Origin of the sequence: Streptomyces sp. NPDC058665, from assembly GCF_042714995.1 — a bacterium.
GTDB lineage: Bacteria > Actinomycetota > Actinomycetes > Streptomycetales > Streptomycetaceae > Streptomyces.
Genome location: NZ_JBHXRX010000069.1, coordinates 1 through 21,219, shown reverse-complemented (window position 1 = coordinate 21,219; position 21,219 = coordinate 1). Strand labels below are relative to the sequence as shown.

General features: G+C 72.1%; 17 protein-coding genes, 1 rRNA gene and 1 pseudogene. 5 read left to right on the top strand and 14 right to left on the bottom strand.

The window, feature by feature from the left end; all coding sequences use genetic code 11:
* The 3 genes and pseudogenes from ACFWV8_RS32110 to ACFWV8_RS32100 form a co-directional block, all read right to left on the bottom strand.
* Positions 1-499 (bottom strand): annotated as a pseudogene (locus ACFWV8_RS32110) (hypothetical protein); the annotation flags it as partial.
* Positions 500-674: 175 nt separating this feature from the next.
* Positions 675-1,301, bottom strand: a complete 627-nt coding sequence (locus ACFWV8_RS32105; protein ID WP_384212180.1) for an NUDIX domain-containing protein — start codon at positions 1,299-1,301, stop codon at positions 675-677.
* 105 nt (positions 1,302-1,406) lie between these two features.
* Positions 1,407-3,065, bottom strand: coding sequence for a CTP synthase (locus ACFWV8_RS32100; protein WP_384212178.1), 1,659 nt, complete (start codon positions 3,063-3,065; stop codon positions 1,407-1,409).
* Positions 3,066-3,785: 720 nt separating this feature from the next.
* Between ACFWV8_RS32100 and ACFWV8_RS32095 the strand changes: the two genes are divergently transcribed.
* A complete protein-coding gene (locus ACFWV8_RS32095; RefSeq protein WP_384212229.1) occupies positions 3,786-5,594 on the top strand; it encodes a glycoside hydrolase family 15 protein in 1,809 nt (602 codons plus the stop codon).
* A 73-nt stretch (positions 5,595-5,667) separates the two neighbouring features.
* Positions 5,668-7,299, top strand: a complete 1,632-nt coding sequence (locus tag ACFWV8_RS32090) for a PucR family transcriptional regulator (protein WP_384212175.1) — start codon at positions 5,668-5,670, stop codon at positions 7,297-7,299.
* A 27-nt stretch (positions 7,300-7,326) separates the two neighbouring features.
* Here the strand turns inward: ACFWV8_RS32090 and ACFWV8_RS32085 are convergent, their stop codons facing one another.
* From ACFWV8_RS32085 to ACFWV8_RS32065, 5 genes are all read right to left on the bottom strand, one after another.
* Complete coding sequence (locus ACFWV8_RS32085; protein ID WP_384212172.1) at positions 7,327-8,433, bottom strand: glycosyltransferase family 4 protein; 1,107 nt, start codon at positions 8,431-8,433, stop codon at positions 7,327-7,329.
* Between the two features lie 234 nt (positions 8,434-8,667).
* Positions 8,668-10,407, bottom strand: coding sequence for a DNA repair protein RecN (recN, locus tag ACFWV8_RS32080; protein WP_384212165.1), 1,740 nt, complete (start codon positions 10,405-10,407; stop codon positions 8,668-8,670).
* Between the two features lie 214 nt (positions 10,408-10,621).
* Positions 10,622-11,554 (bottom strand): NAD kinase, encoded by a 933-nt coding sequence (locus ACFWV8_RS32075; RefSeq protein ID WP_384212160.1) that lies wholly within the window; start codon positions 11,552-11,554, stop codon positions 10,622-10,624.
* Entirely contained in the window at positions 11,551-12,366 is an 816-nt protein-coding gene (locus tag ACFWV8_RS32070; protein WP_384212155.1) for a TlyA family RNA methyltransferase, read from the bottom strand. The genes ACFWV8_RS32075 and ACFWV8_RS32070 overlap by 4 nt, the downstream gene beginning before the upstream one ends.
* A 7-nt stretch (positions 12,367-12,373) precedes the next feature.
* Positions 12,374-12,718: a hypothetical protein gene (locus tag ACFWV8_RS32065; protein WP_384212149.1), complete on the bottom strand. Its 345-nt coding sequence runs from the start codon at positions 12,716-12,718 to the stop codon at positions 12,374-12,376.
* A 42-nt stretch (positions 12,719-12,760) separates the two neighbouring features.
* On the opposite strand from ACFWV8_RS32065, the gene ACFWV8_RS32060 reads away from it, so the two are divergent.
* Complete coding sequence (locus tag ACFWV8_RS32060; protein ID WP_329389383.1) at positions 12,761-13,108, top strand: SCP2 sterol-binding domain-containing protein; 348 nt, start codon at positions 12,761-12,763, stop codon at positions 13,106-13,108.
* A 42-nt stretch (positions 13,109-13,150) separates the two neighbouring features.
* Here ACFWV8_RS32060 and ACFWV8_RS32055 read toward each other — a convergent pair whose 3' ends face one another.
* The 3 genes from ACFWV8_RS32055 to ACFWV8_RS32045 all read right to left on the bottom strand — a co-directional run bounded on the left by ACFWV8_RS32055 (position 13,151) and on the right by ACFWV8_RS32045 (position 16,217).
* The gene (locus ACFWV8_RS32055) at positions 13,151-13,966 is read right to left on the bottom strand and encodes an ABC transporter ATP-binding protein (protein ID WP_329389381.1); all 816 of its coding nucleotides are present in this window, start codon (positions 13,964-13,966) and stop codon (positions 13,151-13,153) included.
* 107 nt (positions 13,967-14,073) lie between these two features.
* A complete protein-coding gene (locus ACFWV8_RS32050) occupies positions 14,074-15,162 on the bottom strand; it encodes a FecCD family ABC transporter permease (RefSeq protein ID WP_384212136.1) in 1,089 nt (362 codons plus the stop codon).
* A complete protein-coding gene (locus ACFWV8_RS32045; RefSeq protein WP_384212131.1) occupies positions 15,159-16,217 on the bottom strand; it encodes a FecCD family ABC transporter permease in 1,059 nt (352 codons plus the stop codon). Before ACFWV8_RS32045 ends, ACFWV8_RS32050 begins: the two co-directional genes overlap by 4 nt.
* 64 nt (positions 16,218-16,281) lie before the next feature.
* On the opposite strand from ACFWV8_RS32045, the gene ACFWV8_RS32040 reads away from it, so the two are divergent.
* Entirely contained in the window at positions 16,282-16,863 is a 582-nt protein-coding gene (locus tag ACFWV8_RS32040; protein WP_384212125.1) for a siderophore-interacting protein, read from the top strand.
* Between the two features lie 29 nt (positions 16,864-16,892).
* On the opposite strand, the gene ACFWV8_RS32035 is transcribed toward ACFWV8_RS32040, so the two are convergent.
* Positions 16,893-17,933, bottom strand: coding sequence for an HAD hydrolase-like protein (locus ACFWV8_RS32035; protein ID WP_384212119.1), 1,041 nt, complete (start codon positions 17,931-17,933; stop codon positions 16,893-16,895).
* An 84-nt stretch (positions 17,934-18,017) separates the two neighbouring features.
* Between ACFWV8_RS32035 and ACFWV8_RS32030 the strand changes: the two genes are divergently transcribed.
* Positions 18,018-19,340, top strand: coding sequence for a DUF1015 family protein (locus tag ACFWV8_RS32030; protein ID WP_384212112.1), 1,323 nt, complete (start codon positions 18,018-18,020; stop codon positions 19,338-19,340).
* Between the two features lie 73 nt (positions 19,341-19,413).
* Here the strand turns inward: ACFWV8_RS32030 and ACFWV8_RS32025 are convergent, their stop codons facing one another.
* Both ACFWV8_RS32025 and rrf read right to left on the bottom strand, forming a co-directional pair.
* Positions 19,414-20,139, bottom strand: coding sequence for a hypothetical protein (locus tag ACFWV8_RS32025; RefSeq protein WP_384212226.1), 726 nt, complete (start codon positions 20,137-20,139; stop codon positions 19,414-19,416).
* Positions 20,140-21,127: 988 nt separating this feature from the next.
* A 5S ribosomal RNA gene (gene rrf / locus ACFWV8_RS32020) occupies positions 21,128-21,219 on the bottom strand; the annotation flags it as partial.

The window sequence follows — 21,219 nt, the reverse complement described above, 5'->3', positions numbered from 1 at the left end:
CGGACTCCGTGCGCCCGGCCGCGGGAGCGGCGGTCGCCGCGCGAGCGCCATGCGCCGCGGACGCGGGAGCACGGTCGGAAACCGTCCTCGCGTCGCGGACCGGAGCCGGTGCGTCGGTTTTGGCCGCGGTAACCCTGCCACCGGCCGGAGTTGACGCGTCCACCCGCGCGTCCGTCCTGGCCTCGGCCCGGCGCGGGCCGGAGCGCTCACCTCCGGCAGCTCCGGCCTTGTCGGGCTTCCCGTCGCCGGCGCGCGGGCGCGGCTCCTTCGGCGCGCGCGTCGCCGACGGGTCGCCGTCGGCCGGCGCGGGGTCCGGGACAGGCCGTAGGCGGGTGGCGGGCCGCCTCCCTGACGTACCGTCAGGCGCGACAGCCGCGGTACCCGACACGGCCGCCGGACCGGCCGACGTGGCGTCAAGTGCCGCCGTCTCAGGCGGAGTTGAGGGTTCCGTACGCGACCGGGCAGGGCCGCCGTTCACGTCCACCGCCTGGTCCGTCACGGCCACGCTCCTTCCCCCGCCCGTCCGGCGGGGTGCGCACGAGTCGAGCCCGGCGGATGTCCGCACGGGTGATTCGAGCCTAGTTCACGCTGCGCGACCGACCCCGTGGGGCACGGCGACAAATCCCCCAATCGGATCAGCAGTTCGTCCTACCGGAAGACCCGAGAGCCGGCCCTCACGCGTCGAACGGCCTCGCCGGCCACTCCGCGTCCGCCGGACGCAGCGCCTCCAGCCCGTCCCCCGCCAGCGCGGCAGTCAGCGACATCACGCCCACGACAAGCGCGTTGTTGTGCAGCTCTCCCGCCAGTACCCCCCGTACCAGCTCCGGCAGCGCCACCCGCGCCTGCTCCATGTCGGCCTCCTCGTCGGAGACATCGAAGCGCTCGCCCTCCGCCTCGGAGAGGTCCCGCGCCAGGAAGATCCGTACGGACTCGTCGCAGCCGCCCGGCGTCGTGTAGACGTCCGTCAGCACCCGCCAGTCCTCCGCCTTGACGTGCGCCTCCTCGTACAGCTCCCGCTGCGCCGCGTGCAGCGGGTTCTCGCCGGGGATGTCGAGCAGGCCCGCCGGGATCTCCCAGAGCTTCTGGCGGACGGGGTGCCGGTACTGACGGACGACGAGCACGCGGTCCGCCTCGTCCAGGGCGAGGATCGCGACCGAACCGGGGTGGACCTGGTAGTCACGGCGCGCGACCGAGCCGTCGGGCATGACCACGTCGTCCGTACGGACGCTGGTCTTGTTGCCCCGGAACGGCGTCGCGGTGGCGGTAATCCGCCACTCCTCGGGGGTGTCCTTGATGGCCATCGAAACTTACCTCCACACACGCCCACACAGCGGAAACCGAGGTACGGATCCCGGGAAGCCGGGATAGCCGTACCTCGGTCAACGTTATCGCCTCGGGTCCGGCGGCTACGCGTCCCGCCGCCGCTCCACCGCGGCCTTGACCAGGCCCGCGAAGAGCGGGTGCGGCCTCGTCGGACGCGACCTGAGCTCCGGGTGCGCCTGTGTGGCGACCAGGTAGGGGTGGGTCGTGCGCGGGTACTCCACGTACTCGACGAGCTTGTTGTCGGGGGACGTGCCCGAGAAGACGAGGCCCGCCTTCTTCTCCAGCTCCGCGCGGTAGGTGTTGTTGACCTCGTAGCGGTGCCGGTGGCGCTCCTCCACGTACGGCTGGTCGTCGTAGACGCCCCGCACGATCGAACCGTCCGCGAGCTTCGCCGGGTAGAGACCGAGCCGCATCGTGCCGCCCAGATCGCCGGCGCCCTCCACGTACGCGAGCTGCTCCTCCATCGTGGAGATCACCGGGTGCGCCGTCGCGGCGTCGAACTCGGTGGAGTTGGCGTCAGGGTTCTCCAGGAGGTTGCGCGCGGCCTCGATGATGATGCACTGAAGGCCCAGACAGATGCCCAGCAATGGGATCTTCTGTTCGCGTGCGTACTGGATCGCCCCGACCTTGCCGGTCACCCCCCGCTCGCCGAACCCGCCGGGGATCAGGATGCCGTCGACGTCCCCGAGCTGCCGCGCCGCGCCCGCGGGCGTCTTGCAGTCGTCCGAGGTGACCCACTTGACCTTGACCCGCGCCCGGTTGGCGAAACCGCCGGCCCGCAGCGCCTCCGTGACCGACAGATACGCGTCGGGCAGGTCGATGTACTTGCCGACGAGCGCGACCGTGACCTCGTGGTCGGGGTTGTGGACCCGGTCCAGCAGGTCGTCCCAGATGGTCCAGTCGACATCGCGGAACGGCAGGTCCAGCTTCCGTACGACGTAGGCGTCCAGGCCCTCGGTGTGCAGCACCTTCGGGATGTCGTAGATGGACTTCGCGTCGATCGCCGCGACCACGGCGGCCTCGTCCACGTCGCACATGAGCGAGATCTTGCGCTTGATGGAAAGCGGCACCTCACGGTCGGCGCGCAGCACGATCGCGTCCGGCTGGATACCGATGCTGCGCAGCGCGGCGACCGAGTGCTGCGTCGGCTTGGTCTTCAGCTCGCCGGAGGGGCCGATGTATGGGAGCAGCGAGATGTGCACGACGAAGACGTTGTCGCGGCCCACCTCGTGGCGGACCTGGCGGACGGTCTCCAGGAACGGCTGCGACTCGATGTCGCCGACCGTGCCGCCGACCTCCGTGATGACGACGTCGACGTCGTCGGTCGCCATGCGCCGGATGCGGTGCTTGATCTCGTTGGTGATGTGCGGGATGACCTGGACCGTGTCGCCGAGGTATTCGCCGCGCCGCTCCTTGGCGATGACCGTCGAGTAGACCTGGCCGGTGGTGACGTTGGCCGAGCCGTCGAGGTCGACGTCCAGGAAGCGCTCGTAGTGCCCGATGTCCAGGTCTGTCTCGGCGCCGTCGTTGGTGACGAACACCTCACCGTGCTGGAACGGGTTCATCGTGCCCGGGTCGACGTTCAGATAGGGGTCGAGCTTCTGCATGGTGACCCGCAGGCCCCGTGCCTTGAGGAGAGCCCCCAGGCTGGAGGCGGTCAGGCCCTTGCCGAGGGAGGAGGCGACGCCCCCGGTGACGAAGATGTGCTTGGTCGTCGAGGAGGTCGAGGATCGGTTCGGCATGGCCAAGACGGTGCTCCCGTGGTCGCGGTCTGAGGTGCGTGCCGGCGCCCCTGTCGGTGGATCACCGGTGAGACCGGAGGATCTGGAGGGGTCGGCCGTCGCTGCGGTTCGGGGCCCCTGAGAAGTGCTGGGGGGCCATCCGTCCACGGGCCACCAGGGTATCAGCGACGGCGGGGGGACGTTCGCGTCGGCCGCGCGGGGGCGGCGCGGCGCCCGGTCGGCGGGCCCTCGCGACGCGCGCGGGACGCGACCGCCGGCGACCCCGGAATCACCTCGTGACGAGGTGCCCGCGAAACCGGCGCGGACACCATGGCAAAGACCTTTTCCAGCCAATCCACGAAGGGTGTTTGACGGTCCGTCAACCCCTGCCCAAGATCACAAGTTGATCACCCCATGAGCCTGAATGATCAGCACACGGTCACCATGCGGTCACGTCCCGGTCACCAGGCCGTCGGCAGCCAGTTGTCGGCCCGTTACCGCACGTCATCGGACCTGCGACGGCTTGGGTTGTGTCACTGTCGGCCAACTCGTTCGGCTCATTTGTGTTGCCTGGACACCTGCGCGGATCTCCGAAGTGCGTCGTATCCTGCTCGGACATTCGCTGCCGAGTCCGGCCGGCAAACGGCACTACCCCCGCCCGTGTTCCCGGAAAAAGAGCTCGTCAACGACCCTTGACCGCAGTAATCGCCCCCCGGGGCGAACGTGGCCGTTCGACTGGAGATGCACGTGGCCGGGCGCATCGAGGATTACGCACTCATCGGAGACATGCAGACCGCCGCCCTGGTCTGCCGGGACGGCACAGTCGACTGGCTGTGCCTGCCCCGCTTCGATTCGCAGGCCGTGTTCGCGGCTCTGCTGGGGACCGACGAACACGGTTTCTGGCGGCTCGGACCGGCCTCCCCCGCGGGGGCCGAGCCCCCGCGGGCCGATCGGCGCCGCTATGTGGGCGACTCCCTGATCCTGGAATCGGAGTGGGACACGCCGCGCGGCACGGTCAGAGTGACCGATTTCATGCCACCGCGTGACGGCGCGCCACAGGTGATCCGGATCGTGGAAGGTGTAAGCGGCCGGGTGCCGATGCGCTCCGCGCTGCGGATGCGTTTCAGCTACGGCCGGGTGGTGCCCTGGGTGCACCAGGTGGACAACCGCACCGTGGCCGTCGCCGGGCCGGACTCGATCTGGCTCGACACCGAGGCGGACACGTACGGCAAGAACCTGACGACGTACTCCGACTTCACCGTGGCCCCCGGCGACCGCGTCACGTTCACCATCAGCTGGCAGCCCTCGCACCGGCAGCCGCCCGCGCTGCCGGACCCCGAGGGATCGCTGGAGGCGACCTCGGACTTCTGGCGGGAGTGGGTCGAGCACTGTACGTACCACGGCCCCTACCGCGAGGCAGTCGTCCGCTCGCTGATCACGCTCAAGGCCCTGACGTACGCGCCGACCGGCGGCATCGTCGCCGCGCCCACGACCTCGTTGCCCGAGGAGATCGGGGGCGTACGGAACTGGGACTACCGCTACACCTGGCTGCGTGACGCCGCCATCACCCTGTCCTCCCTGCTGCGCACCGGCTACCGCGAGGAGGCCCGCGCCTGGCGCGAGTGGCTGCTGCGGGCCGTCGCGGGCGACCCCGAGAATCTCCAGATCATGTACGGGATCGCGGGCGAGCGTGAGCTGGGCGAGGCGGAGCTGGACTGGCTGCCCGGCTACGAGGGATCGGGCCCGGTCCGGGTCGGCAACGGCGCTGCACACCAGCTCCAGCTCGACGTGTACGGCGAGGTCACCGAGGCCCTGCACCTGGCGCATATGACGGGCCTGGCCCGCAACGACTACGCCTCGCTGCTCCAGCTCAAGCTGATCGAGTATCTGGAGACGCACTGGGACCAGCCCGACGAGGGCATCTGGGAGGTGCGCGGGCCGCGCCGCCACTTCGTGCACTCGAAGGTGATGGCGTGGGTCGCGGTCGACCGGACGATCAAGCTGATCGAGTCCGGCGACGCCGACGGCCCGCTGGAGCGCTGGCGCGAGATGCGCGACGACATCCACCACGACGTGTGTGAGAAGGGTTACGACAAGGAGCGCAACACCTTCACACAGTCCTACGGCTCCAAGGAACTGGACGCCTCGCTGCTGCTGATCCCGCAGATGGGCTTCCTGCCGCCGGACGACAAGCGCGTCATCGGCACCATCGAGGCGATCCAGCGCGAGCTCTCCACGGAGGACGGTTTCGTCCTGCGCTACCCGACCGCGGGCGACGACGCCGGCGTGGACGGTCTGGAGGGCGACGAAGGCGCGTTCCTGGCCTGCTCGTTCTGGCTGGCCGACGACCTCGCGATGATCGGCCGGGTCGACGAGGCCCGCAAGCTCTTCGAGAAGCTGCTGGCGCTCCGTAACGACCTCGGCCTGCTCGCCGAGGAGTGGGACCCGAAGCTCCAGCGCCAGGTCGGCAACTTCCCGCAGGCGTTCAGCCATGTCCCGCTGATCGACACGGCGCTGCGCCTGACGGCTTCGGGAGCGTACGGCGGCTGACGCCGGGAGGCGGCCCACGGCCCGCGGGTCCGGAGACGGACATGGACGCGCGGGCCGGGTAGCGTCCGGCCCCATGGACGATCAGGGCGGAATCACCGTGCGGCGGGCTCTGGAGCTGCCGGGGCTCCGCGCCGGGCTCCCGGAGGTCGTCGCGGGGGCGGACCGGCTGCACCGCACCGTGCGCTGGGTGCACGCGGGCGAGGTGCCCAACATCGCGTCGCTGCTCAAGGGCGGCGAGCTGCTGCTCACGACCGGCATCGGTCTTGGCTCCCGCCCCGCCGAGCAGCGCGTCTTCGTGCGCGGGCTCGCCGATCGCGGGATCGCCGCGCTGGTGGTGGAGCTGGGACCGCGGTTCGGGCGGCTGCCCGCAGCCGTCGTGGACGCGGCGCGGGCGGCCGGACTCCCGCTGGTGCAGCTGCACCGCGAGGTGCCGTTCGTCTCGGTGACCGAGGAGGTCCACACCGAGATCGTCAACGGTCATTACGCGCTGCTGCGGCAGGCCGACGAGGTCCACCGGCGGTGCACGGACGCGCTGCTCGACGGGGGCGGTGTGCCCCAGGTGCTGCGTATCCTCGCCGACTTCGCGGGCAACCCGGTCTTCCTGGAGACCGCCGAAGGGCAGTTGCTGTACGCGGCGGCCGGTGCGGCGGGGGCCCCGACGGCCGCGGAGCCGCTCCAGGTCTGGGAGGGGCTGCGGGCGCGGCGGGCCGACCGTGAGGCGGGGCCGCCCGCAGGCACGGTGCTGGTGGACGTACCCGGTGGCGGGCACGGGGCCGGTTCCGTACGGGCCCGGCTCGTACTGCCCCCGGTGGCGGCCCCGTTGCTGCCGGTGCACCGGATGGCGGCCGAGCGGGCGGCGGGCATCCTGGCGGTGGTCCTGATGCAGGCGCGCCAGGAGGACGAGCTGGCCGCGCGCGGCCGGGGCGATTTCCTCACCGATCTGGCGGAGGGCCGTGTCACGGCGGACGCCGCGCCCGCGCAGGCCGCGGTGCTGGGATTCCGGCCGGGCGAGGGGCCGTTGCTGCCGGTGGTGATGCGGCTGGGCCCCGGGCCCGCTCCGTCGGGCAACTGGGCGCCGCTGGCACGGGCCGTACTGGAGGAGCTGGGGATTCTCGGGGTGCCGGTGCTGCTGGGCGTACGTCCCGTGGAGGGCCGGATCCCGCTGCTGATCGGGCTGCGCGCCGAGTCCGAACGCGCGGCGGTGGCCGACCGGGTGGCCGGGGCGCTGCGGGCGGGCGTGGCACGGGCCGGACTTGAGCGTCCCGGCGGACCCCGGCCCGTGGTGGTCGTCGGGGTCCCCGGTGGCTGGGCGGTGGCGGGCGCGGGCCTGCGCCACGCGGCGGAGACCGCGGCGGCGGCCGGGGGTCTGCCGGAGCGGCCGTGGCACGACGCCAGGCGGCTGGACATCGATCTGCTGCTGTGGCGGCTGCGGGACGATCCCGACCTGTCGGCGTTCGTGGACCGCGCGATCGGCCCGCTGCTCGCCCATGACCGCACGTCCCGCGCCCCGTTGCTGCCGACGCTGGCGACGTTCCTGGACCACGCGGGCCGCAAGGCGGAGACGGCGCGCGAACTGCATCTGAACCGGCAGACCCTCTACAACCGGCTGGCCCGTATCTCCGAACTGCTCGGCACGGATCTGGACGATCCGCAGACGGTGCTGGCCCTGAGTCTGGCGCTGCGGGCGCGGCGCCACACGCGCTGAGCGAGAAGCGAGTGACCCGGACTTGCGTCACCTCGGCGGCGACTGCGCCAACTCGTCATAGACGCTGAGGACTTGGGCGATCGTGTGGTCCTCCGTCGGCCACGTCGCCGCGCGGACCGGCCCGGCCGCCGCGAGTTCGGCCCGCCGTCCGGGGTCGGCCAGCAGCCGGTTCACCGTGTCCGCGAGAGCGGCGGCGTCACCGTACGGGACCAACTCCGCCGCGTCGCCCACGAGTTCGGGTACGGCGCCGACCGCGGTGGCGACCAGGGGGACGCCGAGCCGCAGCGCCTCCTGGGCCAGCAGCGAGCGGGCCTCCCAGCGGCTGGGCAGGAGCGCGATGTCGGCGGCGGCGAGGAGCCGGCTCACGTCGTCGCGCCGGCCGACGAGGCTGACGGGCAGGCCCTCGTTGTCGATCCGCCCCTGGAGCAGGGCCCGTTCGGGGCCCTCACCCGCGATGACCAGCAGCGGTACGGGATCGAGACCGCGCCAGGTCCGCGCCGCGTCCAGCAGGGTGCCGTAACCCCGTCCCGGTACGAGGCTGCCGACCGCCATCAGCAACGGCCGCCCCATCGCGCCCAGTTCGGCGCGGGCCTTGTCGTCCGCGTCGTATCCCTCGTCCTCGCCGCGTGCCGGGGCCCCGCGCGGGGCCGGGACCGCGACCGGCGCGAGGCGCGCGTCACGGGCGCCGCGCTCGCGGGCCCGGTCGACCAGCTCGGACGAGGCGCCGAGGACAACTGCCGCCGCCCTGACGGCTCTTCGCTCAAGAAGCCGGAGCAGATGGCCGCGCGGCCCGTCGGCGTGTACGCGGGTGTGCCAGGTGACGACGAGCGGCACGCGCCGGCCACCGAGGGCGACCGCCGCGCGTACGGCGGCGTGCAGTCCGTGCGCGTGCACCACGTCGGCGGTGGCGCAGACGGCCCGAAGTGCCCCGAGCGAGACGGGGTCCCCGCGCCGGGCCACCGGCACATGGTCGGCGCCACAGCCCCGGAAGTCGTAGATCGCTTCCAGAGAGTCCGGCGCACAGACCGTGACACGCACACCACGGGCGACGAGTCCGGCCGCCAGCGATCTGACATGCGCGCTGCTGCCCGCACTGCCACCGCCGAGGACCTGGACCGTACGCAGCTGTGTCACGTGGTCAAGGCTCCTGTTTTCCGGTGGTGTGTGCCGTCCCCAAGGATGCCAGCCGGTACGGACCTTCCGGCACCGAGGGGGCGCGGCGGGTGTGTCGATCGGTGCGACTACCCGCCCGATATCACTCACATGAGTGACGTCAGGGCGCGCCCCACTTACGGTACCGGCCGGAGCGCGGAGGCCGTACGCCGCCCGTGCGGCCCGCCACCGAGGCCGACGCCGGCGCGGCTCGCGCTACGCGTCCGCGCGGGCCGTCGCCAGCAGTTCCTCCGCGTGGGCGCGGGCCGTCTCCGAGTCCTCCTGGCCGGCCAGCATCCGGGACAACTCCCGTACCCGGTCCTCGCCTTCGAGAGCCGTGACACCGGAGCGGGTCACCGAGCCGTCGTTCGTCTTCTCCACCAGCAGCTGCCGGTCGGCGAACGCCGCGACCTGCGGCAGATGCGTGACGACCACCACCTGCGCGGACTTGGCGAGCTTCGCGAGTCGGCGGCCGACCTCGACCGCGGCCTTGCCGCCGACGCCCGCGTCCACCTCGTCGAAGAGATACGTCGGCACCGGATCGGACCCGGCGAAGACGACCTCGACCGCGAGCATGACGCGCGAGAGCTCACCGCCGGACGCGCCCTTGGCGATCGGCCGCGGCTGGGCGCCGGGGTGCGGGGCCAGCAGCAGTTCGACCTCGTCGGCGCCGGACGAGCCGTAGGCCACCGGCCGGCCGGCCACCTCGACACCGTCCGGGTCCTCGGTCTGCCGTACGTCGAACGAGACGCGCGCGTGCGGCATCGCGAGTGAGGCGAGTTCGCCGGTGACGGCTTCCGCGAAGCGCGCCGCCGCCTCCGTCCGGGCGTCGGTCAACGCCTGTGCCAGGACGGACAGTTCACCCAGCAGAGTGGCGTGCTCGGCCGTCAGCTCGCCGATCCGCTCGTCGTCGCCTTCGAGTTCGGTCAGCCGCGCCGCGTTCTCCTGTGCCCAGGCGAGGACTCCGGTGATGTCCTGGCCGTACTTGCGCGTCAGCCCGGTGAGCGCGGCCCGCCGCTCCTCGACCACCGCGAGGCGCAGCGGGTCGGAGTCCAAGTTGTCGGCGTAACCCGCGAGTTCACCGGCGACGTCCGCCAGCAGGATCGCGATCTCGCCCATCCGCTCGGCGAGTACGGCGAGAGCGGGGTCGTGGGACCGTACGGCGTCCAGGGCCCGTCCCGCGCCGCCCACGAGCGTCGTGGCGTCGCCGCCCTCCGACGGGTCCTCGGGGTCACCGGCGAGCGCCGCGTGCGCGAGGGCCGCCGCGGACGCCAGCGCCTCGGCGTGGCCGAGCCGTTCGGCCTCGGCGGCCAGTTCGGTGTCCTCGCCCGGCAGGGGCTCGACGGCGGCGATCTCGTTCAGGCCGAAGCGCAGCAGGTCGGCCTCCTGCGCGCGCTCGCGGGCGCGGGTGGTCAGCTCCTCCAGCTCGGCGGCGACGGTCCGCAGCCGCCGGTAGGCCTCGGTGTACTTGGCGAGCGGGGCCGCGACCGCGTCCCCCGCGTACCGGTCGAGCGCCTGCCGCTGCCGAGCGGGCCGCAGCAGACCCTGCTGGTCGGTCTGGCCGTGTACGGCGACGAGGTCGTCCGCCAGCTCGGCCAGCACGCCCACCGGCACGGAACGTCCGCCGATGTGGGCGCGTGAGCGCCCCTCGGCCGACACGGTCCGGCTGATCAGCAGCGCGCCGTCGTCGAGCTCGGCGCCCGCCTCCTCCGCCCGCAGGGCGGCCGGGGCGTCGGCGGACATGGTGAGCCGCCCCTCCACCACCGCGGCCTTGGTACCGATCCGCACCAGCGCCGGGTCGGCGCGACCGCCGAGCAGCAGCGCCAGACTCGTGACGACCATGGTCTTGCCCGCGCCTGTCTCGCCGGTCACCGCGGTGAACCCCGGCGACAGCTCGACAACCGCGTCGTCGATGACCCCGAGCGACCGTATCCGCATCTCCTCCAACACGGACACGACCTTACGAGGTCCGAAGCCCCGTGTGCGACGGCCCCCGCCCTCCGGTTCGATCCCGGAGGCGCTCGCGGGGGCGCGATCCGCTCATCTCGCGCCCCGTGACGACATGGCGGCACGACGACGTGGCGGTGTGTGACGGCGGAAGCGGTATACGGATTTGGCGACACGGCGACGCCCGGCGGACATGGTCTTGGTCCGGTCCGCCGGGCAGTGCTCAGTGCGGCGCCCCGCGCCACCCCGCCACCGGGAGGGCGAACTTCGCCACCAGCCGGTCGGTGAAGGACGCCTGGTGCAGGCGTGCCAGCCGTACGGGGACCGCACCGCGCCGTACCTCCACCCGGGCACCCGCCGGCAGCTCCACCGTCCTGCGGCCGTCGCACCACAGCACCCCGTGCGGCGTGTGCGGCTGCACCTCCACGGCGAGCACCGACTTGGGCGACGTCACCAGCGGCTTGGCGAACAGCGCGTGCGCGCTGATCGGCACCATCAGCAGCGCCTCCACCTCGGGCCACACCACAGGACCGCCGGCCGAGAAGGCGTACGCCGTCGAACCGGTCGGGGTCGCGCACACGATGCCGTCGCAGCCGAAGCCGGTCACCGGCCGCCCGTCGATCTCCAGGACGACTTCGAGCATCCGCTCGGGCGACACCTTCTGCACGGCCGCCTCGTTGAGCGCCCAGTCCTCGTACACGACCGTGCCGTTGCTGTGCACGAGGACGTCGATGGTCATCCGTTCCTCGACCTCGTACGCGCGGGTCACGACCCGGTCCACGACCTTGTCGAGGTCGTCGCGCTCCGCCTCCGCGAGGAAGCCGACCCGGCCCAGGTTGACGCCGAGCATCGGCACACCCGAGCTGCGCGCGAAGGACGCGCCGCGCAGCAGCGTGCCGTCGCCCCCGAGCACGATCAGCAGTTCACAGCCGTTCAGCGCGCCGGACGCGTCTTCCGGGACGGTCTCGACGGCCGACGGAAGCGGCAGGTCGGCCGCCTCGGCGGCCAGCACCCGTACACCGAGGCCGTTGCGCAGCAGTCCCTGCACGACCAGTTCGGCGCTGCGGATCGCGGCGGGCCTGCCGGTGTGGGCCAGCAGGAAGACCGTGCGTCGTTCCGCACCGGTCCGCTCGGTCTGTTCTGCGTTCGTCGTCAACGGGGTCCCTCCGCCACAGCACGGTCGACATCGGCCGGGTCGACATCGGGCGCCCCGGCGGTGAGCCACAGGAAGTATTCGACGTTCCCGGCGGGTCCGGGCAGCGGGCTCGCGGTGACGCCACGTGTCCCGAGGCCGAGTTCCGCCGCTTTGCGCGCCACTGTCCGTACGGCCTCGGCCCGCAGCTGCGGGCTGCGCACGACGCCGCCGCTGCCGAGGCGTTCCTTGCCCACCTCGAACTGCGGCTTGACCATCAGGACCAGGTCCGCGTCGGGCGCGGCGCACCGCGCCAGCGCCGGCAGCACCAGGCCCAGCGGAATGAACGACAGATCACCCACGATCAGGTCCACCGGCTCTCCTTCGATGATCTCCAGCGTCAACTCACGTACGTTCGTACGGTCCTTGACGGTGACGCGTTCATCGCTCCGCAGAGACCAGGCGAGTTGCCCGTATCCGACGTCCACCGCGACGACCTCCCGGGCCCCCGACCGCAGAAGCACATCGGTGAAGCCGCCGGTCGACGCTCCCGCGTCCAGCGCCCTGCGCCCCTCGACCCGCAGGCCCTGGGGTACGAAGGCGGCGAAGGCGCCCGCGAGTTTGTGCCCGCCGCGCGAGACGTAACCGGGGTCGTCGGCGTCATGGGCGTGGTCCACGGCGGCGCTCTTCTCGACCTGGGTGGCCGGCTTGGTCGCGGTGGCGCCGGCGACGGTCACCCGTCCCGCGGCGATCAGTTGGGTCGCGTGCTCACGGGAGCGCGCGAGTTTGCGGCGTACCAGCTCGGCGTCGAGGCGTTGGCGTGCCACTCCTGCCACGTTCGGTTCAGCTCCTGTGGTCGTACGGCTGCGCGGGGCCGGGCCGGGGGGCGGCCTGGCCTGGTCCGGGACGTACGTCGAGCGCGGTGAGCGCGTCGCGCAGGCCCCGGTGCACATCCTCGTACACGTCGAGGTGACCGTCCGCCGGGAGGTGGTCCGCGTCGCCGAGTCTGGCCAGATTCTCGTCCACCTCGGGATTGCCGGTGGGGACCCGCTCTATGCCGAGAGGTGAGGGGGCCGCGGGGTCGTGGGCCGGGGCGGGGGGCTCGGGCTCGGTCCTGGGCTGCGGCTCCGGCTCGGGGGGAGGGGAGGCCCGCTGCTCGTCGGCCGGGCCCGCCGTCTCGTCGCTCATGCCCAGACGCTACCGCGAAGCCCTGGGGTACCGTCGATCACGATGGCGACGAAGGAGGAGTGCCGCAGCGCACTCGAAAAGCTCTCGGACAACATGGCGCGGGCGGACCACGGGATCCGCGGGGCGGCCGGTTTCGACCGCTCGCTGAGCTGCCACATAACGGACCTCGACGCGACCTTCACCGGCCGGATCGAGGAGGGCCGGATCGAGGTGCTGGACACCCACGAGGGCCCGCCGCGTGAGAAGGCGCAGATCAGGCTCGCGATGGCGGGCGACGATCTGGTGGCCATGGTTGACGGCGAGTTGAACTTCGCCAAGGCGTGGGGCTCGGGGCGGGTCAGACTCGAAGCGGGTTTCCGCGATCTGCTGCGGCTGCGTTCGCTGCTCTGAACCAGCCGCCGCCCGGTGCGCGCGGCGGGCGGCGCGTACAGCTCACTTGGACAGTCCCACCGGCACGGTGTGCCGCGCCCTGCGCGCGGCGGGGACGACCAGCGGGGTGCCCGTCTCCGGGTCGTCGATGACCTGGCAGCGGAGCCCGAAGACCCGCTCGACCAGCTCCGCGGTCACGACCTCGGCCGGCGGCCCCTCGGCGTAGATCTCGCCCTCACGCATCGCGATGAGGTGCGTGGCGTAGCGGGCGGCGTGGTTGAGGTCGTGCAGGACGGCGACGAGCGTACGGCCCTGGGTCTCGTGCAGATCGGCACAGAGGTCGAGGACATCGATCTGGTACTGGATGTCCAGGAATGTCGTGGGCTCGTCCAGGAGCAGGAGCGGGGTCTGCTGGGCGAGCGCCATGGCGATCCAGACCCGCTGCCGCTGACCGCCGGACAGTTCGTCGACATAGCGATCCGCCAGTTCACCGATGCCGGTGGACGCCATCGACTCCTCGACTATTCGTTCGTCCTGCCTGGACCACTGGCGCAGGAGCGCCTGGTGCGGATAGCGCCCCCGGGCGACCAGGTCGGCGACGGTGATGCCGTCCGGCGCGGTGGACGACTGCGGCAGCAGCCCCAGCGTCCGCGCGACCTTCTTGGCGGGCATGGAGTGGATCGCTGCGCCGTCGAGCAGGACACGGCCCTCGGACGGCTTGAGCATCCGGGACAGGGCGCGCAACAGGGTCGACTTGCCGCAGGCGTTGGGGCCGACGATCACGGTGAACGAGTTGTCGGGGATCTCGACCGACAGATCGCGGGCGATGACCCGCTGGTCGTAGCCGAGGGTCACCGTTTCCGCCGTGAGGCGCTGCATGGTCGTACTCCTGGGGGTGAGAAGACTCGGGGAAACGCTCGGGGCGGGAGCGGGAACGGGAACGGGGACTCGAACGGGAGCGGGGCCACGGGCCGGGACGTCGGCGCTCATATACGGCCCGCTCTGCGCTCGGTGACCAGCAGCCAGAGCAGATAGCAGCCGCCGAGCACACCGGTCACCACACCCGCCGGCAGCTGACGGTCGCCGAACGCCGACGTCGCCGTCCAGTCGGCGACCAGCAGCAGCAGAGCTCCCATCGCCGCGGCGGGGCCGAGGTTGGGTCCTGGCGCGCGCGTCAGCCGGCGCGCGAGCTGCGGCGCGCTGAGGGCGACGAAGGTGATGGGGCCGGCCGCGGCTGTCGCCACGGAGACGAGCAGTACGGCCGCGGCCATCAGCACGATCCGTGTGCGCTCCACCCGTACACCGAGCGCGTACGCGGCGTCGTCACCCATCTCCATCATGCGCAACGGCCGTCCGTACACGAGCGCCAGAGGGATGAGTACGGCGCAGACGGCGAGCAGCGGCCAGACCTGTGCCCAGTCCCGGCCGTCGAGCGATCCCGTCATCCACAGCACGGCGCGCGTGGCGTCGACCAGGCTGGCCTTGGTGATCAGGTAGTGGTTGACCGCCGTGAGCATGGCGGCGACACCGATACCGATGAGGACCAGCCGGTAGCCGTGCACGCCGCGCTTCCAGGCGAGCAGATAGATTCCCGCGCCCGTCAGCAGACCGCCGACGACGGCGCCGCCCGCGACGGCGGCCGAGCCGCCGTGGAGGAGGACGATCACACTCAGCGCGCCGACGGCCGCGCCCTGTCCGAAGCCGATCACGTCCGGACTGCCCAGCGGATTACGGGAGATGGACTGGAACACCGCGCCGCCGACGCCGAGCGCCGCACCCACGAGCAGGCCGACCAGGATCCTCGGCAGGCGCAGGTCCTGGACGATGAACTCCTGTGCCGCCGTGCCGTTTCCGAGCAGGGTCGCGACGACGTCACCGGGCGACATCGTGAAGTCGCCCTGTCCGATGAGGATCACGGACATCGCGCAGACGGCGGCGACGAGCAGCAGGACGACGAGGCCGGAGCGGACGTCGAGCCGCAGGGAGAGACCGCCGGTTGTGCGGATCGCACGCGTGGCGCCCCGGGCGGGGCGCGTCCGTACGGGGCTGGCCCGTACGCCGTTCCGGACGTTCACAGCTGGGCCATCCTCTTGCGCCGTACGAGCTGGATGAAGACGGGTCCGCCGACGATCGCGGTGACGATGCCGACCTGTACCTCGGCCGGCCGCGCGACGACCCGCCCGATCACATCGGCGCCCAGCAGCAGCACGGGCGAGAGCACGGCGGCGTACGGCAGGATCCACCGCAGGTCCGGCCCGGTGATGGTCCGTACGAGATGCGGCACCATCAGCCCGACGAACACGATCGGTCCGCAGGCCGCGGTCGCCGCGCCGCACAGCAGCGTGACGCAGACCATGGCGAGGACGCGGGTACGGGTCAGATGGGCGCCCAGTGACCTCGCCGTGTCGTCGCCCATCTCCAGCGCGTTCAGCGGCCGGGCGATCAGCAGCGCGAGCAGGATGCCGACGGCGATGAAGGGCCACACCTTGCCGACTGTCGACATGTCGGCCGACGCCAGGGACCCCACGGTCCAGAAGCGCAGTCGGTCGAGGGCCGCCGAGTCCAGCAGCTGCACGGCGTTGACATAGCCGTAGAGCGCCGCAGCGGCGGCGGTGCCGGCGAGGGCGAGCCGTACGGGGGTTGCGCTGCGGCTGCCGCCGAGCGCGTACACGACCACGGAGACGATCGCGGCGCCCGCGAACGCGAACCACACGTACCCGCCGATGGAGGTGACGCCGAAGAAGCTGATGGCCGAGACCACCGCGGCGGCTGCTCCGGCGTTCACGCCCAGCAGTCCCGGTTCGGCGAGGGGGTTACGGGTGAGCGCCTGCATCACCGCGCCGGCGAGCCCGAGCGCGGCGCCGACCAGCAGCCCGAGCAGCGTGCGGGGCAGCCGGACGTCGACGACGATCACGTCGTTGCCGGTGCCGGAGTCGTGGAACAGACCGTGCCATACATCGCCGAGCGGGATCGACTTGGCACCGACGGCGATACCGGCGGCGCAGACGAGCAGCAGGACTCCGACGGACACCAGCAGCCCGGCGGCGCGCAGCGTACGGCGCTTACGGGTCACGGTGAGCGGTACGGGCTCCGCGCTCACTTCGGATTCGGGGGGACTGTCGACCAACACGAGGGTTAGGTTAGCCTACCCTCATACTTGATCCTCAAGAGGGAAGCACCGAGGAAACGCCGCGATGAACAGCCCCCTTCCGGTTCTCACCCGCCGTTCGCTGCTCACCGGAGCCGGCGCGCACGAGGTGGCGCCGGGCTCCGACGAGGGCCCGGCCACCCGCTGGGCGCTGAACGCCGGGCCCGGCGACCGGGTCGGGGTGCTCGCCCCGATCCACGAGGAGAACGTGGCGTACGACTTCCGCCCGCCGGACGGCGCCGACTGGATCCTGCTGACCGGCGACGAGTCCGCGCTGCCCGCGGTCGCCGGCATCCTGGAATCCCTGCCGCCGGGCACCCCCGCGCACGTGTGGATCGCGCTCCGGCACGCCTCCGACCGGTGGGAGCTGTCCACCAAGGCCGACGCGCACCTCACCTGGCTCGTACGGGACGAGTCCGCGCCCGCCACCGAGGAGGCGATCCGCGCGGCCGACCTGCCGGACGGCACGCCGTACGCGTGGCTCGCGGGCGAGTCGGCGACCGTCAAGGCCGTACGCCGACACCTCGTCGGCGAACGCGGCTTCGACCGCGCGACGGTGAAGTTCACGGGCTACTGGCGGCGCGGCACCTCCGAGGACGAACTGCTGCGCTCGGGCGAGGACGCGTAGGCACCCCGCCCTCACGAAGCCGGGTCCGGCTACAGCCCGAGCTTCGCCAGCGGCTTGCCCCCGTCCAGGGCGCACGAACCGTCCCCGGCGTGTGTCCAGGCCGCGGCGCACAGCGCCCGCAGCCCGTCCATGGCCGCGCCGTCGCCGTCGCCGTCGCCGTCGAGCACCAGCGCCTCGTCCCGTACGGCGGCGGTCCACCCGCCGCAGACGAACTCGCCGTCCCGGACCACCACTTCGGGCTGCCCGGTCAGCAACCCGCGCAGATCCGCGTCCACATACGTCGGCCGGTGCCTCGGTTCGGCGGCCAGCAACTGCGCCCCGTCCGTCACCCCGGTCAGCACGAGCAGCGAGTCCACATCACCGTTGAACGCGCCCTCGATGTCGGTGTCCAGCCGGTCCCCCACGACGATCGGCCGCTTGGCCCCCGTACGCAGCACCGTCTCCCGGTGCATAGGCGGCAGCGGCTTGCCCGCGACCTGCGGCTCGGCGCCCGTGGCGATCCGTACCACCTCGACGGCCGCCCCGTTGCCCGGCGCGATCCCCCGCGCACTCGGAATGGTCAGGTCGGTGTTGGACGCGAACCACGGCACCCCACGCGCGATCGCGTACCCGGCCTCGGCGAACCGCCCCCACGCCAGCTCCGGCCCGCCGTACCCCTGCGCCACGGCCGCCGGATCGTCGTCGGCCGACTCCACCGGCTCAAGTCCCCGCTCCCGCAGGGCGACCCGCAGACCCTCGCCGCCGATGACCAGCACCCGCGCACCGGCCGGCACCTGCTCGGAGATCAGCCGCGCCACCGCCTGCGCCGACGTGATCACCTCGGTGGGCTCGGCGGGCACCCCCAGCTCCGTCAGATGCGCGGCGACGGCGTCCGGGGTCCGCAGCGCGTTGTTGGTGACGTACGCCAGACGCATGCCGCCGTCCCGGGCCGTGACCAGCGAGTCGACGGCGTGGTCGATGGCCTCGCCGCCCGCGTACACCACTCCGTCGAGGTCCAGCAGAGCCGTGTCGTACGCCTCGTGGAGCGCCGTCGCGCTGCCGTCGGGCCTGGTCCTGCTCGGCTGACTCATCAGTCTCCCGTTTCCTCTTCCGCCCCATGACCGGACGTCGTCCCCCGATCATCGCTCATGCCCGAGCACGCATACGATGCCCTGATGAACACCACAGGGTCGGCAGGGAAAGGTCTCCGTCTGATCCCGTTCCGCGGACTGCGCTACGTCCCCGAACGGGTGGGCAGCCTCGCCGCGGTGACCTCGCCGCCGTACGACGTCGTGGTACGGCCCGACGGACTGCACCACCTGGAGTCGGCCGACCCGCACAACATCGTCCGGCTGATCCTGCCCCAGGCCGCGACCGCCGCCGACCGGCACCGCCAGGCTGCGGAGACACTCCGGCGCTGGCTCGCGGAAGGCGTCCTCGCCCCGGACGCGGAACCGGCGCTGTACGTGTACGAGCAGCGCAACGGTGACCTGCTCCAGCGCGGCGTCATCGGGGCCCTGGCCCTGTCCACGCCCGACGAGGGTGTCGTGCTGCCGCACGAGGACGTCATGCCGGACATCGTCGAGGACCGGGCGGCCCTGATGCGGGAGACCGCCACCAATCTGGAGCCGCTGCTCCTCACGTACCGCGGTGAGGGCAGCGCGACCGGCACGACCGCCGTCATCGAACGGGCCGTGCGACGGAAGCCGCTGCTGTCCACCACAACGGAGGACGGCTTCAGCCACCGCCTCTGGTCGGTCACCGATCCCGCCGAACTGGCGGAGATCAACAAGGATCTGGCGGACCGTCAGGCGCTCATCGCCGACGGCCACCACCGGTGGGCGACCTATCTGCGGCTGCGAGAGGAGCACCCGCCGTCCGCCGCCGGCCCCTGGGCGTACGGCCTGGTCCTGCTGGTCGACACCGCGCGGTATCCCCTCCAGGTCCGCGCGATCCACCGGCTGCTGCACCGGCTGCCGGTCGCGGACGCGCTGGCGGCGCTGCGGAGCGTGCCGGGTTCGCCGGGCGCCTTCCGGGTCCGCACGCTCGACGGGAAGCTGCCGGAAGCCCTGGAGGCCCTCGCCGAAGCGGTCACCGGGGGCGGGGCAGGAGACGGGCCCCGGAACGCCTTTCTGCTGGCGGGCGACGGCCGCTTCCATCTGGTCGACCGCCCCGACGCGGCGCTCCTCGCCCGTACGGTGCCGGCCGGCCGCCCGGCGGAGTGGCGCGCCCTGGACGCGACCGTGCTGCACTTCACTCTGCTCGACCACATCTGGAAGATCCCGGACGCGCCCGATCACATCTCGTACATCCACGACACACAAGCCGTCGTCGACCAGGCGGAACGCCACGGCAGTACGGCGGTCCTGCTGCACCCGGTGCGCGAAGAGGTCGTACGGGAGCTGGCCCGCCAGGCGGTCACGATGCCGCGCAAGTCGACCTCGTTCGGACCGAAGCCGGCGACGGGCCTGGTGCTGAGGAGCCTCGTGGACGGCTGACAAAGAGGACACAGAGAGGGCGGCAATCCCGGTGGGAATGCCGCCCTCTGTTCATGGTGCGGTGATCGTCGGATCAGGACTCGTCGCTGTCGGGCTCCGGCTCGATGTCATCGTCATCGTCGTCGTCCACATCGACGAACTGGACGCCGTCCAGAGCCGCCAGACGGTCCGAGGCATCGGTGGCACCGTCCTTGTCGGCCTCAAGCGCCTTGCCGAACCACTCACGCGCCTCGTCCTCGCGCCCGGCCGACAACAACGCGTCGGCGTACGCGTAACGCAGGCGCGCGGACCACGGCTGTACGGAGTTCGAGCCCAGCTCGGGACCCTGCAACGTCACGATGGCGGCGTCGATCTGGCCCATGTCCCGGCGAGCGCCGGCGGCGACCAGCCGCATCTCGACCTGCCCCGCCTTGTCGAGCTTCAGCACCTCGGGCTCACCGGCCATGGTCAGGGCCCGCTCGGGGCGGCCCAGACCGCGCTCGCAGTCCGCCATCACGGGCCACAGGTCGACGTTCCCCGTCATCCGCCGCGCCGCCCGGAACTCGGCCAGGGCCTCGCCGTACTTCTGCGTCGCGTACGCGGCGAAGCCGGCGGCCTCCCGTACGGCGGCGACCCTGGAGGCGAGCCGCAGCGCCACGCGCGAGTAGGCGTAAGCCTGGTCGGGGTCCTCGTCGATGAGGTTGGCGACCATGACGAGGTTCTTGGCGACGTCTTCGGCGAGTGTCTTGGGCAGGCTCATGAGCTCCTGCCGCACAGCCTTGTCGATCTCCTCGCCGGTGACGTCCTCCGGGATCGGCAGCCGCTTGATGGGCTCCCTGTCCCGGTCGCGCTCCCGGTCGTCACGACGCCCGTAACCCCCGCGATCGTCCCGCTCGTCCCGCCCCCGGTACCCGCCACGCTCGCGGTCGTCACGTCGGCCGTAGCCGCCGCCACCACTGGGGCGACCACCGCTGCTGGGCCTTCCGCCGCGGTTGTCGTCGCGATCCCGACGGGGACCACTGGGCCGGTCGTCACGACGGAACGAGGGACGCTCATCACGCCCGCCCCGGTCGTCACGACGGGGGCCACTGGGACGCTCGTCGCGCCCGCGAAATCCACCACCAGTGGCGGGGCGGCCCCCGCCACCGGCCGGACGACCGCCACGGTCACCACGGTCGTCATCACGACGCGGACGACTGGGACGCTCGTCCCGTCCGCGGAATCCACCGCCGGTGGGACGGCCACCACCAGTGGGACGCCCGCCACCGGTAGGGCGACCCCCTCCTGCGGGACGGCCACCGCCGGTGGGACGGCCAGCCCCGGTGGGGCGACCACCACTGCTGGGCCTGCCACCGCGGTCGTCGTCACGATCCCGACGCGGACCACTGGGCCGGTCGTCACGGCGGAAGGACGGACGCTCATCACGCCCACGAGCCCCACCGCCCGAACTGCCCGTGGGACGACCGCCGCTGGAAGGTCGACCACCACTACGGTTGTCGCCCCGGGTCACGTAGTCACCGACACCACCGCCCTTGCCAGCGGGACGACCGCCGCCGGAGGGACGGCCACCGCCACGATCGTCACGACCGCCACGGGAACCGCTCCGGTCACCACCACCGTCCCTACGACGTGATTCGCGCTCCGGACGGTCGTCGGGAGAGTTGGGGGACATCGGCACGGCTCCTGTCTTCGGGTACCACAGTCATTCTCACGCAGCCGGCGATCGGACGCGCTTCAAAGGGAAAGGCGAAAAACAAAAAAGACCCCTGGTCCAGCGTGAACGCTGGACCAGGGGTCCATGAAAGATTGTTCGGCGGCGTCCTACTCTCCCACAGGGTCCCCCCTGCAGTACCATCGGCGCTGAAAGGCTTAGCTTCCGGGTTCGGAATGTAACCGGGCG

Excerpts from the sequence above, each read along its gene's own strand:
- ACFWV8_RS32105 (WP_384212180.1), bottom strand. The coding sequence starts at position 1,301 with ATGGCCATCAAGGACACCCCCGAGGAGTGGCGGATTACCGCCACCGCG.
- ACFWV8_RS32100 (WP_384212178.1), bottom strand. The coding sequence starts at position 3,065 with ATGCCGAACCGATCCTCGACCTCCTCGACGACCAAGCACATCTTCGTC.
- ACFWV8_RS32095 (WP_384212229.1), top strand. The coding sequence starts at position 3,786 with ATGCACGTGGCCGGGCGCATCGAGGATTACGCACTCATCGGAGACATG.
- ACFWV8_RS32090 (WP_384212175.1), top strand. The coding sequence starts at position 5,668 with ATGGACGATCAGGGCGGAATCACCGTGCGGCGGGCTCTGGAGCTGCCG.
- ACFWV8_RS32065 (WP_384212149.1), bottom strand. The coding sequence starts at position 12,718 with ATGAGCGACGAGACGGCGGGCCCGGCCGACGAGCAGCGGGCCTCCCCT.
- ACFWV8_RS32060 (WP_329389383.1), top strand. The coding sequence starts at position 12,761 with ATGGCGACGAAGGAGGAGTGCCGCAGCGCACTCGAAAAGCTCTCGGAC.
- ACFWV8_RS32055 (WP_329389381.1), bottom strand. The coding sequence starts at position 13,966 with ATGCAGCGCCTCACGGCGGAAACGGTGACCCTCGGCTACGACCAGCGG.
- ACFWV8_RS32040 (WP_384212125.1), top strand. The coding sequence starts at position 16,282 with ATGAACAGCCCCCTTCCGGTTCTCACCCGCCGTTCGCTGCTCACCGGA.
- ACFWV8_RS32035 (WP_384212119.1), bottom strand. The coding sequence starts at position 17,933 with ATGAGTCAGCCGAGCAGGACCAGGCCCGACGGCAGCGCGACGGCGCTC.
- ACFWV8_RS32030 (WP_384212112.1), top strand. The coding sequence starts at position 18,018 with ATGAACACCACAGGGTCGGCAGGGAAAGGTCTCCGTCTGATCCCGTTC.